This is a genomic window from Colwellia sp. MB3u-45, from assembly GCF_014077005.1.
Lineage (GTDB): Bacteria > Pseudomonadota > Gammaproteobacteria > Enterobacterales > Alteromonadaceae > Cognaticolwellia.
In genome coordinates this window covers 63229-79581 of the sequence record NZ_JACGVC010000037.1, presented here as the reverse complement: position 1 = coordinate 79581, position 16353 = coordinate 63229, and the positions used below count along the sequence as shown (strand labels likewise).

12 protein-coding genes are annotated in these 16353 nt (G+C 38.8%); 4 read left to right on the top strand and 8 right to left on the bottom strand.

Annotated features, from left to right (window positions below):
• Positions 1–190 precede the first annotated feature (190 nt).
• The 6 genes from gmhB to H4J41_RS02565 form a co-directional block, all read right to left on the bottom strand.
• Entirely contained in the window at positions 191–739 is a 549-nt protein-coding gene (gene gmhB / locus H4J41_RS02590; protein ID WP_182136413.1) for a D-glycero-beta-D-manno-heptose 1,7-bisphosphate 7-phosphatase, read from the bottom strand.
• 128 nt (positions 740–867) lie between these two features.
• On the bottom strand, positions 868–1629 hold the full coding sequence (locus tag H4J41_RS02585) for an SDR family oxidoreductase (RefSeq protein ID WP_182136412.1): 762 nt from the start codon (positions 1627–1629) through the stop codon (positions 868–870).
• A 28-nt stretch (positions 1630–1657) separates the two neighbouring features.
• On the bottom strand, positions 1658–2755 hold the full coding sequence (locus tag H4J41_RS02580) for an enoyl-CoA hydratase/isomerase family protein (protein ID WP_182136411.1): 1098 nt from the start codon (positions 2753–2755) through the stop codon (positions 1658–1660).
• An 88-nt stretch (positions 2756–2843) separates the two neighbouring features.
• Complete coding sequence (locus H4J41_RS02575; RefSeq protein ID WP_182136410.1) at positions 2844–3863, bottom strand: oxidoreductase; 1020 nt, start codon at positions 3861–3863, stop codon at positions 2844–2846.
• A gap of 168 nt (positions 3864–4031) precedes the next feature.
• Positions 4032–5825, bottom strand: a complete 1794-nt coding sequence (locus H4J41_RS02570) for an acyl-CoA dehydrogenase C-terminal domain-containing protein (RefSeq protein ID WP_182136409.1) — start codon at positions 5823–5825, stop codon at positions 4032–4034.
• Positions 5826–5866: 41 nt separating this feature from the next.
• Entirely contained in the window at positions 5867–9262 is a 3396-nt protein-coding gene (locus H4J41_RS02565; protein ID WP_182136408.1) for a methylmalonyl-CoA mutase family protein, read from the bottom strand.
• Between the two features lie 295 nt (positions 9263–9557).
• Between H4J41_RS02565 and H4J41_RS02560 the strand changes: the two genes are divergently transcribed.
• The 4 genes from H4J41_RS02560 to H4J41_RS17545 all read left to right on the top strand — a co-directional run bounded on the left by H4J41_RS02560 (position 9558) and on the right by H4J41_RS17545 (position 13192).
• Complete coding sequence (locus tag H4J41_RS02560; RefSeq protein ID WP_182136407.1) at positions 9558–10508, top strand: AraC family transcriptional regulator; 951 nt, start codon at positions 9558–9560, stop codon at positions 10506–10508.
• Between the two features lie 392 nt (positions 10509–10900).
• Entirely contained in the window at positions 10901–11590 is a 690-nt protein-coding gene (locus tag H4J41_RS02555) for a hypothetical protein (RefSeq protein WP_182136406.1), read from the top strand.
• Between the two features lie 363 nt (positions 11591–11953).
• Complete coding sequence (locus H4J41_RS02550) at positions 11954–12349, top strand: hypothetical protein (RefSeq protein WP_182136405.1); 396 nt, start codon at positions 11954–11956, stop codon at positions 12347–12349.
• 543 nt (positions 12350–12892) lie between these two features.
• On the top strand, positions 12893–13192 hold the full coding sequence (locus tag H4J41_RS17545) for a 2OG-Fe(II) oxygenase (protein WP_182136404.1): 300 nt from the start codon (positions 12893–12895) through the stop codon (positions 13190–13192).
• 77 nt (positions 13193–13269) lie between these two features.
• On the opposite strand, the gene H4J41_RS02545 is transcribed toward H4J41_RS17545, so the two are convergent.
• Positions 13270–13950, bottom strand: coding sequence for a Fe2+-dependent dioxygenase (locus H4J41_RS02545; protein ID WP_182136403.1), 681 nt, complete (start codon positions 13948–13950; stop codon positions 13270–13272).
• Positions 13951–13972: 22 nt separating this feature from the next.
• On the bottom strand, positions 13973–16315 hold the full coding sequence (locus H4J41_RS02540; RefSeq protein WP_182136402.1) for a TonB-dependent siderophore receptor: 2343 nt from the start codon (positions 16313–16315) through the stop codon (positions 13973–13975).
• Positions 16316–16353: the final 38 nt, after the last annotated feature.

Genomic DNA, 16353 nt, shown 5'->3' with positions numbered 1-16353 from the left:
TATCACGTTAAGTTAACCAAATCAGCTTGAACTGAATAAGATAACTTATTAAAACAGCTCTTTGGGGTTACCCCTTGGAACTGGAGCGCATTCTAGAGATTTCTGGCTTCACGTCAACACCTAATTGTTATTAAATTACGAATAAGTGTTCGTTTGCCTTTTAATCATACAATACGATGATAAAACAAACTTATTTTATAAACTTACTTGCTTGCTCAAGGTTATTAACGCGATTTACACCTTTAATCTGTTCTGAAGAAGCCTCATCAGTGTAACGACTATTAACAAGTATTCTGCATTTGATACCAGCATTACTAGCTGCTTGCATATCAGAAACCTTATCACCAATAAAAACACTTTCAGTTAAAGTCAGTGAAAATTCCTGTTGTGCTTGTATGATCATACCGGGCTCTGGCTTACGACAGTTGCATGACATAACAAATTCATTTACACCTTTCGTTGGATGGTGCGGACAATAGTAAACTTTAGCAATAGTTATTGCTTGCTCTGCAAAGGCGTTAACCATCCATTGCGATAATGCTTCAAAGGTGGCTTGATCATAATAACCTCGAGCAATACCGGCTTGGTTAGTGATAACAAATATTTGATAACCTTTAGCTATTGCTAATCGGCAAAGTTCAAAGATGCCGTCAATAAACTCAAAGTCTTCAATTTTGTGCACATAGCCATGGTCGATATTAATGATGCCATCTCTGTCTAGAAAAAGTGCTTTTTTCATTTTACTCTACTTATAGCTGTGTTCGACTATTTACTGATGCTAGGCATCTGTACTTATATAAACGAAAAAGACGAGATAATCTCGTCTTTTTATTTACTTACTGTAATTTCGATAATAGCTTATCAAAATTACATACAAAGGCCGCCATCAATTTCGATAACTCGACCAGTGAAGAATTCATTTTCAAAGATATATTTAACGGTATGGGCTATTTCATCGGCTTCACCTAGGCGCCCTACTGGTTTCATTTTTTCTAAGCGTTCACGCATTTCAGGTTTCATTGCATCTGTCATTGCGGTGTGAATAACACCGGGAGCAATAGCACCAACACGAATGCCATGACGACCAAGCTCTCTTGCCCAGGTAACTGTCATGGCAACTACGCCAGCTTTTGAAGCCGCATAATTGGTTTGGCCCATATTACCACCGCGTGCAATGGAAGACATATTGATAATAACGCCTTTGCGCTTACCTTCTATCATATGAACCGCGGCTTCTCGACCACATAAAAATACACCAGTTAAATTGACATCAATGACCGATTGAAATTGATCCAATGACATTTTTTTACTCACCACGCCGTCTTTAGCTTTAACAAACATACCATCACGCAATATGCCGGCATTGTTGATCAAGCCATCAATACCATCAAAGTCGCTATTAATTTGACTAAAGGTTTTTTCAACATCAGCTTCATCTGTGACATTGGCAATATAGTATTTTGCACTTGAACCCGCTTCTACAACTAATTTAACCGTTTCTTGTAAAAGCGCTTCATTTAAATCAATTAACGCCAGCTTAGCGCCCTGGGTCGCTAAATTAATTGCCATCGAACGGCCTAGACCCTGTCCACCACCGGTGATCACGATAACTTTATTATTCAAATCCATTATTTTTCCTTTATCTCTATTATATTATCTAATTGATTGGGCTAAAAAACCAATCAATTAATTTATTGTCAACATCACTAATATTTGCAAAAGACCAATTTGGATTTTTGTCTTTATCGACTAATAACGCTCTAACACCTTCGCAAGCTTCAGAATATTGACAACAACGTAAGATTAAATTTAACTCTGAGGCAAAACATTCGCTTAAGCTCAGTGCTTTAGTCGTTTGTAGTTGTCTATATATAATACAAGCACTAAGAGGGCTACCCGCCTGCAATTTATTTTTTGCTTGAGTCAGCCACTTATTCTCTGTGTTTACATTTAGAATCGCGGTGTGAATATCAACAATGTTATCAAAAGCCAATAATTTGGCTATGCCCGCTTCATTTGCTTTTAACTCAGAGTGCAAGTGATGCTCAAAATCATTAGAAAATCCCAGCAAGGTTTGATCTAGTAATTGATGATTTTTATTATTGTCTTGCCAGTCCACTGTTAATAAATGATCAAAAATATCCTTTTTAGACAAACTATCAATAGTATAATCCGACAAGCCAATATATTTGGCATCTGCGGCATTAAAAACAGCACCTGTGATCCCTAAAAATAGTCCTAGTTCGCCAGGGGTTTTATTTAAAAACCAACTAGAGCCTACATCCGGGTATAAGCCTATTGTTATTTCAGGCATGGCCATTAAAGTACGCTCAGTTGTGATGCGATGACTGGCACCGGCAAACAAACCTACTCCGCCGCCCATGACATAACCATCGCCCCAGATCATAATGGGCTTGCTAAAATTGTGAATTAATTGATCAAGGACATATTCTTGGCCAAAAAAGTCATGAGCGAAGCCGGTTTTAATGACTTGATCATCTATGGGTGTCACTAGCTCGTTTAGGTAGTGATAAAGACTAACCACATCGCCCCCGGCACAAAACGCTTTTTCACCCGCGCCTTGTAAAATAACCACAGCGATACTGTCATCTTCTTGCCAAGACGTCAGTTGTTGGGTTAAGAGTTTAATCATCGAAAGATTTAATGCATTGAGCGATTTAGGGGCATTAAGTTCTGCTATGGCTATTTTTTTATTATTTGTACTGCTTAACTCTGTAAATATCACATCACTCATTAAGTTCACTTCCTATGCTTTCACACGTTAATTGGGTTATTTAGTTGCACTAGTTAACTGCATTGTTAATAAACTAGATAATACGAAATTATAATGTTGCATCAATAGCCACAACGGTTCGGCCAGTAACTGTGCCATCGACATAAGCGTCAAATGCGTTAGCTAAGTCTTTAAACTCAATAGTTGTGGGAGAAATTAAAGCCAATTTTGTTGGTTTCAAGTCAGTTGATAACCTTTTCCAGCCTTGGGTACGAACTGATATCGGCATTTCCACTGAATTGATACCCAATATACTCACACCTCTTAAAATAAAGGGCATGACGGTCGAATCCAATTTAATGCCTCCGGCCAAACCAATGGATGCAATATTACCCCACACGCAAGTAGTACGAGTGAGCCAAGATAAAGTATCACCACCCACGTTGTCGATTGCGCCGCCCCATTGGGCATTTTCTAAAGGTTTGGTGCCCATTTCAATTTCATTACGATTGATTAATTGGCTTGCACCCAGTGCTTTTAAGTAAGGTTCTTGTTCGATTTTACCGGTAAACGCAATCACTTCATAGCCGATATTCGACAACATATTAATAGCAAAACTTCCCACACCGCCTGTTGCCCCTGTTACTATAATGGGGCCACGTTCAGGCACTTGGCCATTGTCTTCCATTCTTTGTATTGCAAGGGCCGCAGTATAACCGGCAGTACCCAAAGCCATGACATCACGTAGGCTCATACTCTTGGGTAAATTAACCACGGAATCCGCTTTAACCCGGGCATACTCGGCGTAACCACCATCATAAAGTTCAGATAATTGTGCCCCGCAAACTAGCACTTTATCACCGGTTTGAAAACGCGAGTCTTCAGAGCTAACAACAACACCTGACAAATCAATACCACCAACCAGTGGATAGGTTCTTAAAATACGCCCTTTGCCTGTGGCCGCTAAGGCATCTTTATAGTTAATATCGGAGTAAGCAACTTTAATAACCACTTCACCATCAGTTAAGTCGTTTAAGCTAATTTGCTCAAAACCGCTGGTAATGGTTTTATCGTTTTTATCGTTTTTATGGATACGAAATGCGGTAAATTTTTCAGGAACTGTGGACATGTTAACACCCTCTCTATTATTTATTTTAACGGCTAAGCTGAGAAATCAGACTCAGCCGCAAATAAAATAGTATTACGCTGCCTCACTCACTGTAAACAAGATAGGCAGCAAAAATAATGCTAAAAGTTTATGCCTTAACTCGCTGTTGTTAATAGCTTAATGATTCTATCAATGATTATAATTAAAGAGATTTTCTGGCATGGCCATCAAGGTTTTACTGCCGGCTTCAATCGCATGAATATGACCGTCAATTCTTGGTAGTAATCGTTCAATGAAAAAACCACCAACATAGAGTTTTGCTTGATAGAAGTCTTGCTCAGATTGATCTAAAGCTTTATCTGCCATCAAAGCCCACATATAGGCATAACTCACTAGACCAAATGCGGCCAAATAATCAGTAGCTGAGGCACCAACCATATTTTTATCATGCGCTTGCTCGGCAATGATCAACTCAGTAACCGTTTTTAACTTTTCTAAAGCACCGGCCAAAGGTTGAACAAATTCTGCTAGCACTGGTTTATGAACGTTTTTTTCAATGAATAAATTGATTTCAGTGAAATAAATCTCAAGAAATTGACCTTTGTTAGCAACAACCTTACGACCTAGTAGATCAAGCGCCTGAATACCATTGGTGCCTTCATAAATTTGGGCAATGCGCACGTCACGCATCAGTTGCTCTTGGCCCCATTCACGGACATAACCGTGGCCACCAAACACCATTTGCCCCAAGCTACAACTTTCAAAGGCCATATCAGTCATAAACGCTTTTGCCACCGGCGTTAACAGCGCAACTAACTGCTCGGCTTGTTGTATTTCAGCTTTGTCAGCAGAGAATTTAACAATGTCGAGTTGTTTAGCAACATAAGTGGAGAAACAGCGCCCCCCTTCGTTTAACGCCCGCATGGTTAAGAGCATTTTTCTGACATCGGGATGAACGATAAGTGAGTCTGCTTTTTTATGGGCCGATTTTATACCCGTAGCACTGCGACCTTGAATACGGTCAAGGGCATATTCTGCCGCTTGTTGATATGAGGTTTCAGCCGCACCAACTCCCTGAATGCCCATACCTAAACGTTCATAGTTCATCATAGTGAACATGTAGTTTAAGCCTTTATTTTGCTCACCGACTAAAAAGCCTTTTGCGCTGTCAAAGTTCATCACACAGGTTGCTGAGCCTTTAATGCCCATTTTATGTTCAATTGAACCACAACTAACGGTATTTCTAGCGCCTAAGCTGCCATCATCAAGTAATAAAAATTTAGGCACAACAAACATAGAAATGCCACGAGGGCCTTCCGGCGCGCCAGGTATTTTCGCTAATACTAAATGTATAATATTCTCAGTTAGGTCTTGCTCACCACCAGTAATAAATATTTTAGTGCCTGATAAGGCAAAACTGCCGTCGGCTAACGCTTCAGCTTTTGCAGTCATTATGCCTAAATCGCTACCGGCATGAGGCTCGGTTAAACACATAGTGCCGGCCCACTTACCTGAATACATGTTTTCCAGATAAGTTTGCTTCATGTCTTCACTTGCGTGTGCACTCAGTGCCAAACTCGCGCCAGCGGTTAACATCGGATAAAGCGCGAATGAGATAGAAGCAGACTGAGTCATTTCTTCAACAAACGATTGCAACATTTTTGGCATACCCATACCGCCATGTTCAGGATCGCCACTCAATGCTCCCCAACCACCTTCACAATACATTTGATACGCTTTAGCAAATCCATCAGGCGTTGATACCTCGCCGTTAGTCCAACTAGCCCCTTGTTCATCACTATTGCGATTCAAAGGCGCGATAACACCAGCCGTTAGTTTTGCTCCTTCTGATAAAATCGCATCCGCGGTGTCTTGATCAATAAGCTCAGCCACTGCCGGCATGGTTGACCATAATTTTTCAGCATTAAATACTTCATGTAATAAAAACTGCATATCACGCATTGGCGCTTGATAATTACTCATCATTCATACCTATTAGGTTACTTATATAAATTGAACACGTATTACATGTTGCGACGATACTGTCCACCCGCTTCAAATAATGAATTAACAATTTGACCTAATGAACAAACCTTACAAGCATCCATCATCAATTCAAAAATATTATCTTGTTTAATGGCTGCCGTTTGTAAACGCTTAAGTAATACTTGTACTTCTGCGTCATTAGCTTTATTTAAACTAGCTAGCATCTCAATTTGATAATTTTTCTCTTCTTCTGTGGCGCGAATAACTTCTTCAGGTACAATCGTAGGTGATCCTGTTGAACTGAGGAAAGTATTAACGCCAATAATCGGGTATTCACCTGAATGTTTTAAGTGTTCATAGTACATACTTTCTTCTTGAATTTTGCCACGTTGGTACATAGTTTCCATGGCGCCAAGCACACCACCACGTTCATTGATGCGATCAAATTCAGTTAATACCGCTTCTTCGACTAAGTCGGTTAATTCTTCAATAATAAAAGCCCCTTGAATTGGGTTTTCATTTTTAGAAAGTCCTAATTCACGGTTGATGATTAATTGAATGGCCATCGCACGACGAACACTGTCTTCAGTTGGCGTGGTAATCGCTTCGTCGTAAGCATTCGTATGCAAAGAGTTACAATTATCGTTTATCGCGTAAAGTGCTTGTAATGTAGTACGAATATCATTGAAATCAATTTCTTGCGCATGCAATGAACGACCTGATGTTTGAATATGGTATTTCAACATTTGTGCACGGGCATTGGCACCATATTTATTTCTCATCGCTTTTGACCAAATACGACGAGCCACACGGCCAATAACAGCATATTCAGGGTCGATACCATTTGAGAAGAAAAACGATAAGTTAGGACCAAACTCGTTAATGTCCATACCACGGCTTAAGTAATATTCTACAAAGGTAAAACCGTTCGCTAAGGTTAAGGCCAATTGTGTGATCGGGTTCGCGCCAGCTTCGGCGATATGGTAGCCAGAAATAGACACTGAATAGAAGTTACGTACACCTTTTTCGATGAAATATTCTTGCACATCACCCATTAAACGCAAAGCAAATTCAGTAGAGAAAATACAGGTGTTTTGCGCTTGATCTTCTTTTAATATATCGGCTTGAACCGTGCCGCGAACTTGCGTTAAGGTTTTCGCTTTTATCGCTTGGTAAACTTCGAGTGGTAAAACTTGATCGCCAGTTACACCTAATAGCATTAAGCCTAAACCGTCGTTGCCATCCGGTAATTCACCTTGATAACTTGGGCGTTCACAGCCTTTGTCTTTATAAATTTTAGCAATCGTTGCCGCCACTTCTTTTTCTAAACCATTTTCAGTGATAAAACGCTCACATTGTTGATCAATGGCGGTATTTAAGAAAAAGCCTAACAACATGGGCGCAGGACCATTAATGGTCATTGAAACTGAAGTCATGGCATGAGCTAAATCAAAACCAGAATAAAGTTTCTTCGCATCGTCTAAACAACAAATAGAGACACCCGCGTTACCAATTTTTCCATAAATATCAGGACGAATAGCTGGATCGTTACCGTATAAGGTTACTGAATCAAACGCCGTTGATAAACGTTTAGCCGGCATACCTTTAGAAACATAATGAAAACGACGGTTAGTTCGCTCTGGGCCACCTTCACCCGCAAACATACGTGTAGGGTCTTCGCCTTCACGTTTGAATGGGAATAAACCGGCAGTGTATGGAAATTCACCTGGCACATTCTCTTGTAAATTCCACTTTAAAATATCGCCCCAACCTTGATATTTAGGCATACTAATTTTTGGAATATCACTGCCCGATAATGATTTTGAATGCGTCGCTATCGATAGTTCTTTATCACGGACTTTAAATTTAAATTCAGGGTCTTTATAACGTTGAATTTTAGCAGCCCATTGCTCAAGTAATACTTTGTTTTTAGGATCTAAATCTAGCTCTACATGAGCATATAAGGCTACAAGTTGCGTTACTAAATCAGCCGAAACCTCAGTGTCAGTTTCTTTTGCTGTTTCAATCGCTTGATGAATGCCATAAAGCTTTTGGGCCACTGTTGCTTGCTTTTCAACCCAAGCGTCATAACCGCGGTTACTTTCAGATATTTCAGATAAATAACGAATACGATTACCTGGAATAACGCTACTTTTATTAGCTAAGGTTCCTTCGGTAGAGAGAATATCGCCAACCACTAAGCCAACTTTAGTGTTTAACGCCGTGATCACCGCGTTATATAACTCGGTCATGCCACGGTCGTTAAATTGTGACGCGATAGTGCCGTAAACGGGTACTTCATCATCGCCGGCTTCAAACATGCCACGGTTACGTTTATATTGTTTTTTCACATCACGTAAAGCATCAAGTGCGCCACGTTTATCAAATTTATTTAAGGCAATAATGTCAGCAAAATCGAGCATGTCGATTTTTTCTAGTTGTGTTGCCGCGCCGTATTCTGGCGTCATGACATATAAAGAGACATCAGAATGCTCTTCAATTTCGGTATCTGACTGGCCAATACCTGAAGTTTCTAAAATAATTAAATCAAAATCGGTCGCTTTTAAGATATCTAATGTGTCATGAACATACACAGACAAGGCTAAGTTTGATTGACGTGTGGCTAACGAGCGCATATAAACACGGTCATTATTCACCGCGTTCATGCGAATACGGTCACCTAATAACGCGCCACCCGTTTTACGCTTTGACGGGTCAACCGACACAATAGCAATTTTACTGTCACTGCTGGCCATTAAAAAGCGACGAATAAGTTCATCAACTAGTGATGATTTACCTGCACCACCGGTACCTGTAATACCCAATACTGGGGTTTTACTAACGGCGGCAATTTTACGAATTTTATCAAGATTACTTTTATTTTCTGCTGGTGCGTTTTCTGCGGCTGAAATCAAACGCGCAATCGCTTGTTTTTTATCTTGCAGTGGCACGTCTTTTTTTAAATTAGCTACGTCGTCTTTTTTAACATTAACGCCAGTTTTAAAATCACAGCGTTCTAACATGTCGTCAATCATACCTAACAAGCCCAATGCACGACCGTCATCTGGCGAGTAAATACGGGTAACACCGTAATCTTGTAGCATTTTAATTTCGTCAGGTAGTATCACGCCACCGCCGCCGCCAACAATACGAATATGCTCACAACCGCGTTCTTTTAATAGGTCATACATATACTTAAAATATTCGTTATGACCGCCTTGATAAGAGGTCATGGCAATCGCGTTTGCGTCTTCTTGAATAGCGGTATTAACCACTTCTTCAACACTGCGGTCATGACCAAGATGAATAACTTCTGCACCACTTGATTGCAAAATTCGGCGCATAATATTAATAGCGGCGTCGTGACCATCAAACAAAGAGGCCGCGGTAACAATACGGATTTTGTTTTTTAACTGATATCTTGGTGTATTCATCTCATACTCTCTTATGTATCAAATTTTTTTCACAATGAGTTTTTCGCACTCGCTTCAAGCCGTTGTGACGAAAAAACTCGCCATCATGAAACAATAATTATTTTAGTAATCACGACCGACAAAGGGCTAAAGCACTAGTTTTGGTCGTAAAAGTTGATCATGTAAACTTCATAATAAAATTAGACCACACTAAAAATGTAATGAACATTGATTTTATTGTCAATTTGATGGACTATATTGTGATTAGACCAGCTAACATAAACCTTATCATTAACCTTTAGAACCATAGGATAACATGGCAAATATCAAGCTTAATACATCAGCCGACATTCGGTTGTTCATCCCGGTTTTTTTATTAAAAAAGTTATCAAAGCATCGCTTAACCGATGGTTTATATCCGGTTTCATTAGGCATCACACAAGCAAATAACAACTATAAATTACAACAAGAGAATAACCATTGCCATACCTTAATTTACTGCTTGTCGGGTGCGGGTAAATTAGCTTACCAAGGCAAAGAAAGAGTTATAGAACGTGGCGATCTTGTTATTATCAATCCTAATGCCGCGTTCACTTTTACCCTTAATAAAACTCACGGTTCGGTAAAAAATCACAGCCAAAGTGAAAAACAACTAACCAGTCGTGACAGCAAAGCAGCTGACAATATTGTCTATTGGATTAATTTTACTGGCACATTAGCACAAGACTTTGCAGAGCGATTGTTAATGAAAATGGACAGTGGCAAAGCACATGTGGGTGTATTGAAAACTATTGTTAGCGACTTTGATCATTTACTGGCATTGGGCGCTCGAGGCTATACCGCGACAAACGTTATTCACGCCGTTCATATTTTGCAACAAGCCTTGAGTTTTCTTGCCCTGCAATTGCGTTTAACCATGTTTAATAATAGCTCAATTTTTGATTTGGAAGCGGTGGAGGCGTTAATGCGCAACAGTTTACACCAAGAGCTAAGCCTAGATACGTTAGCGCATTATAGTCAACTATCAAAATTTCACTTTGCAAAAAAATTCAAAGAATTAACCGATAGCTCGCCTATTCAGCATTTTATTAATATGAAAATTCAACATGCCTGTTTACAGCTAGATAATAGCGATATTGCGATTAAAGACATTGCTAGCGACTTAGGCTATAGCGACCCTTATTATTTTTCGCGACTGTTTAAAAAGTTAGTGGGTATTTCACCAAAGCAATATCGTGATTCTCGTCATAGTTCATTAGTACTTTAGCGCAGGTATAATAGCCATTAACTGCCCTATTGATTAACTACAATTCAAGTAGTAAATCACTTTTTCATCCTACCTTTTTCACCTTAATAATAAGGGCTATCCACTTAGCCCAACCGACCACTACATCTTATATTTACTAGATTTAACCTCTTCGATCACTTATGCCACAAAGCCGACCTAAGGCACATAGTCCCTTAAATTTTAACTTTAATATCGACTTATGTATCCAACAATTGGCTGTTATTTGCATCATATGATTCGCTAGTAGAGGCATAATTGTTAGGTAAAAACCTAAATGTTGGTGGCCAGTTTGACTTATCCACTATAGTATAAAACAGACTAAGCTATATTTAGTTAAATAAGTTCGTTAACACTTTGGAATCAATAAAATTATGCTAATAAAAAATTTGTTTCTCTTTTTAGTAGTAGTATTTACATCAAATTCATATGCAGGGGAAACTTGGAAGATAGCTTCATTAAGTTGGCCTCCTTATTCTGCACCAGAAATTGAAAATCAAGGAAGTTCAATTCATAAGTTAAGAGAGCTACTAAAAAAAGAAGATATCACGCTTATCGTGGAATTTTATCCTTGGAAGCGAGCTAAATATATAGTAGCTACCAATAGCGAATATGTTGGTATTTTCCCTGCTTGGCCAGAAGATATTTTTGAGGGAGCAATTATTTCATCGGCTGTTGACTGGTCAGAAGTCAGTGTACTAAAGCGCAAGGAAGATATGATTACCTTTGAGAGTCTTGAACAATTATTTAAAAAATACAGCGTAGGAATTGTTGGTAGTTATATTTATCCCAAGGAAATTAGTGATGCTATGAGAAAGTATCCTCAGCATGTAGATGCTGCTCTAAATGAATTACTGCTTTTAAAAAAGCTTGTTAAAGGGCGAAACAATGCGGCTATAACTGATCCAAATGTTATGTTTTACTTGGCTGAAAAAGAGGGGGAGTCTAATCTCGAAATTGTTAGCAGTATTGGGAACAAGGAGTTAGTTTTAGCTTTTAGAGATGATGAAATGAATAGGGAGCGTGTAAAAGTACTGGAAAGACTACTGAAGGAAGATAAATAATTTAAAAAACTGTGGTTAAATTGGTGAACGCTGCCATTTTTTTTAGCTTATTCATTTGAGCCACTAATTTATGGTTTTTATGGTACTTTGGGGGCGTTAGCGGCATAGAAAAAATACTGCTAATGTAAGCTATCCTTGAAGATAGTAGACATAATATTGGTGATAATTGACATGAGAATTAGGACCGCTTTGTGCGCATTTCTGACATGCCCTAGTGGCTGATCTTTAGGTCAACTTATCGCTAAAAGTTGAAGGTTTTGGTGCATATTTAAACTTTAAAATTTGTATGTGGACATTAAACATTACATCTATAAAATGAATTTCAACTAAAAGAAAAATAACAATAACTTTAGAGGTGCATTCTTGTCTAAATCAATTCCAACTAAATTTCTTAATATGCTACCTGTTCCTACTTTAGTCATTGAACTTAAAAAAGAGTGTCTCAATCATAATATTATTTATTCAAACAATGCTTTTAGTAACATTATTGGTTGGAGTTTAGAGGAAATACCAGATAAAGATCATTGGTGGCAAAAAGCATATCCAGATCCCACATATCAGAAAATTATTGAAAACCAATGGGAGCTGATTATGGAGACCATAGATCCTAATAACGATAGCTTTGTAACTATGACCATTAATATTATGACAAAGTACAATGGAGTTAAACGATTTAAAGTGAATACCGAATTAAAAAGTGCTCTAGTGGACGGCTATTATGCTGTTACATTTGAAGAGATTTTTGAACCAAATAAATAATCAGAGCCAGACCATATTGACCGTAATAATATAGTCCAATTAAAATTGGTTGTGCTTTTTATAAAATACTGAAATGTCTGCTTGTGTATCTAAACAGCTCCTTAGCGGAAATAAATTTCCCTAATAAAAAACGACCGTCTTGTGGCAAAAGTTAGCGTTCTGAGATGCAAGCCGACTGGCAGCAATGAGCTTGAAGCGGATGTTCGGATTAACGAGTTGCTAACTTCCACTCTACGCACCAACAAGACCTAAATCACAAAAGAAAGGGACCACAATATCTAGTGGTTGGTCGGGCTAAGTGGATAGCCCTTTTAAATAATAGCTAACTTTTTCACTCTAATAATAGCTAATTTTTTATTTAGATACGCTAGAGGATTAGCCAACCAGCAACTATTTTAATGACTAGGTAAAGTCGCAACAGCTTTACCGCTTGTGATTGGCTTAGGTCAACCCAATATCCATCTGTATTGAGCTGGTGTCTTAAGCAAGTGTCTTGAGTATGTTGTCGATAATGATGACTAGGCGTAAAATAATGGAGTGGCTATGATCGCTAAAGTAAAAAACAGAGCAATTTTCAGTAGTCAAATTTTTTCTATTAATTATGTCACTTACCCAACTAACCATAGTGTAATGACACACAGTGATCCCGTACAATCAGGGCGTTATTATAAGCTTAATTTTGTCATACAAACGCCTAAAGTCGGCGGGGTATTTAAGTGTTCACACTGTATTATAAATTTATTTAACCGGGTTTATTTATTTCGCCCAGACAAGTATGAGCATAGTGTCTCTAAAATTGAGTCGGGTAAACGTGTGCTATTGAGTTTTGCGCTGAATGTTTAGTTGAACAGCACTTTGTGATGTTCAACTTTTGCTTAATTTTTTCTTAACTAGAAAAAGCCAACCGAGTCAAGTCATGACTATAGCTGGGCAAAGTTTCGAATTAAGTTATGGTAAACATTATGTAAACTGTCTAGTTCTGTGCGGGAGGTTTTATTCTCTGTGATCAGGTTTTGTATACTTTGATCTAGTTGATACAAATTTTGACGCAGACTAACATCCGCTATCATGCTTTGCATCCATGTAATTGCGGCGACTCGCTGACCTTGAGTAACTGCCGTGACTTTATGTAAGCTACTTGAGGGATAAACCACAGCATAACCGGCCGGCAGCTTAATTGACTGATGGCCAAATTCAGTAGAGATAATTAACTCCCCTCCTTCATACTCCTCAGGCTCACTTAAAAATGTGGTCATTGACATATCACTACGTAAAACCTCTGTGGTACCAGGAATTCTCATGATTGCCGCATCGACGTGATAACCATACTCTTGCGTATCACTGTAACGATTAAAACAGGGTGGAAATATTTTATGTGGTAAAGCGGCTGAAACCAATTTAGGTGTTTCACCGATGCGCGACAATAGCTGGTTAGCTAATTGACGCACATGGGTATTATTGGCATCAGCTTGATTGTTATTTTTAACCGAAGCCGCCATGCCCATCGCGGTGTTTTTACCGTCGCCCCAAATGTCGTTAGTGAGCTGTTGACGATAAGCATTAACTTCTTCTTTGGATAATATTTTTTCAATAACAATCATTACTTTTACTTTGCCTTTTTAATTAAAATTCATACGTTGCGGTAAGTTTTGTACTGGTAGCACTACCTAAATACATAAATGCACCAGAACGATATGCCGCCGTCCAATATTCTTCATCAAAGGCATTACCAATGTTTAATCTAAAACTTAAGTCCTTTGTAGCATAATAGTTAGCAAATAAGTTAACCACTTGGTAGCTAGGAACCACAATGCTGTATTGATTATTTACGCTATCATAACCAGCAGCAGTATCTGGCTGGCCTGCGTACATTTCACTTTGGTAAGCGTAATCACCACCGACAACAAATGACTCATTAATTTCATATCTTAATTGTAAATAGACACTTTTTTCAGCAAAGTTACTTAACGCTAGGCCAATACTGTCTTCATTTATAGAGTCTATAACTTCAGAGTCCATTGACGTTGCAGAAAACTGTACACTTAACTCATCGGTTAGATTACCCACAAAGCCAATTTCAATACCTCTTACTCTATTCTCGCCAGTATTTAAGGTACCCAAGGTGGCGTAATCGTCGTCACCTACGCTTTCCATGACATCATTTTTAGTAATTTGAAAAATAGAGGCACTAAACAATAAATTATCATCAAGCAACATTAATTTAGTACCAAGCTCAATGTTTTCTACCCGTTCAGGCTCTGAGTCAGGTACTTGAGTCGCATTACCACAAACACCACCATAACCACAGTTTGCGCCTAAGTCAGTCTCACCACCATTAATGTTGGTTGCTGTGCTGTAATTTGCATAGACATTAAGGTCTTCTGAAAAATCGTATATTAAGCCAAGGTTACCGTTATACATAGTGTCTGAATAAGCATAAAGCGCCGAAGTGCCTCTACTTGTTGCGTCATTACTATAATCAAAATTGTCTAACCTAGCACCATAAGAAACGTCAAGTTGGTCAGTTAAATGCACGGTATCAATAAGGTAAACTGACACTGTTTCAATATCAAGTACGGCATCGTTGTCACCGCGGGTATAAGTTCTTCCCATCAACTGAGCAATATCACTGACCTGATTACCTGTACCGTCAACAATACAATAACCTTCTCTATCACCACGACGACCAGATGTTATGCAATTAGTTGCGTTGTTATAATTAATGTCATAAACACCATTTTTAACGCTTTCATCGCTATATTCGAGACCAAATACAAAGTTATTCTCTAAATCAAACACTTTCGTATTCCAGAATAAGTTGAACTGCGTACTGGCGTACGAAACATCTTGATAACCTTGATGGGTGCTTAAATTTATGGTTTGTTCGCCTGGCGCTTCGAGATCGCTAGCGGCACGGGTTGTACCACTTGCACCGGTAGTAATATAACCATTTTTGGTCTCACCAAAACGTGTGGCGTTATAGAAAACAATATCATCATTCACTTCATATTCAGTTCTTAAGGTGAATGTTTTTACTTTAGAGGTTAAAAAGTCTGACGCTTGTGCATAAACAGGAATGTCTTCAACAGGAGCTCTTGCATCACGGTCATAATAACTGCCTAGGTCAGGCACATCTTCAGCATCTAAATAGTAGCCATCGGCGGTAATAGATAGTGCTTGTGTGGGTAAATATACAGCTGATAATTGCACGCCATTTCTTTCATTTGAAATGTCTTCTCGGCCTGGTTTATCCTCATCAGAGACTAAAGCATTAAGTCGAATAGCAGAATTTTCTGACAGGGGTAAATTATAATCTAATGTAACACGTTTATATTCATCGCTACCTAAACCGGCATCAACACGACCAAAATTATAATTTACTGACGCTTTTTTAGTAATACTGTTAACCGCACCACCTGATGAACCTCGGCCTGCGAAAGTTGAACTTGGGCCTTTGGTAATTTCAACACGCTCAGTAGCAAAACTTTCGCGGGTGCTCATGCCAGGGTCTCTTAAACCGTCAACAAATACGTCACTGCGCGCTTCGTGGCCGCGAATAATATAACGGTCACCAAAAGCGTTGCCGTTTTCACCCGTCCCTAAAGTAATGCCCGCTTGCGCTGACAAAATATCTTTAAGATCAGTTTTACCTGCTTCTAAAATTTGGTCTTGTGTTAATACTGTAATAATTTGAGGCGTATCAACAAGTGCAGCAACACGGCGCATATCACCAGAGGCAGCATGTAAATATACCGAGGTTTTAGAACCGTGAACTCTAATTAATTCAATCGCTTCATCTGATTGATTAATTTGCTTTGATTCGCACTTAACGCCGCTATCTTTTTCACAATTTTCTACATTGCTTTCTGCGTATAACTGCGGGCTGCTAAATACAAGAGCAGCAGCTACGGCCTGTGCACCAAGTGCTATTTTATTTTTATGATGAAATTTAGTGTGAGATGTCATGTTTTTACTTTTATATTAAAACCTTAATTAATGAAGAA

Coding starts and splice junctions, on each gene's coding strand:
- gmhB (WP_182136413.1), bottom strand. CDS start 739: ATGAAAAAAGCACTTTTTCTAGACAGAGATGGCATCATTAATATCGAC.
- H4J41_RS02540 (WP_182136402.1), bottom strand. CDS start 16,315: ATGACATCTCACACTAAATTTCATCATAAAAATAAAATAGCACTTGGT.
- H4J41_RS02560 (WP_182136407.1), top strand. CDS start 9,558: ATGGCAAATATCAAGCTTAATACATCAGCCGACATTCGGTTGTTCATC.
- H4J41_RS02575 (WP_182136410.1), bottom strand. CDS start 3,863: ATGTCCACAGTTCCTGAAAAATTTACCGCATTTCGTATCCATAAAAAC.
- H4J41_RS02545 (WP_182136403.1), bottom strand. CDS start 13,950: ATGATTGTTATTGAAAAAATATTATCCAAAGAAGAAGTTAATGCTTAT.
- H4J41_RS02570 (WP_182136409.1), bottom strand. CDS start 5,825: ATGAGTAATTATCAAGCGCCAATGCGTGATATGCAGTTTTTATTACAT.
- H4J41_RS17545 (WP_182136404.1), top strand. CDS start 12,893: ATGATCGCTAAAGTAAAAAACAGAGCAATTTTCAGTAGTCAAATTTTT.
- H4J41_RS02555 (WP_182136406.1), top strand. CDS start 10,901: ATGCTAATAAAAAATTTGTTTCTCTTTTTAGTAGTAGTATTTACATCA.
- H4J41_RS02565 (WP_182136408.1), bottom strand. CDS start 9,262: ATGAATACACCAAGATATCAGTTAAAAAACAAAATCCGTATTGTTACC.
- H4J41_RS02580 (WP_182136411.1), bottom strand. CDS start 2,755: ATGAGTGATGTGATATTTACAGAGTTAAGCAGTACAAATAATAAAAAA.
- H4J41_RS02585 (WP_182136412.1), bottom strand. CDS start 1,629: ATGGATTTGAATAATAAAGTTATCGTGATCACCGGTGGTGGACAGGGT.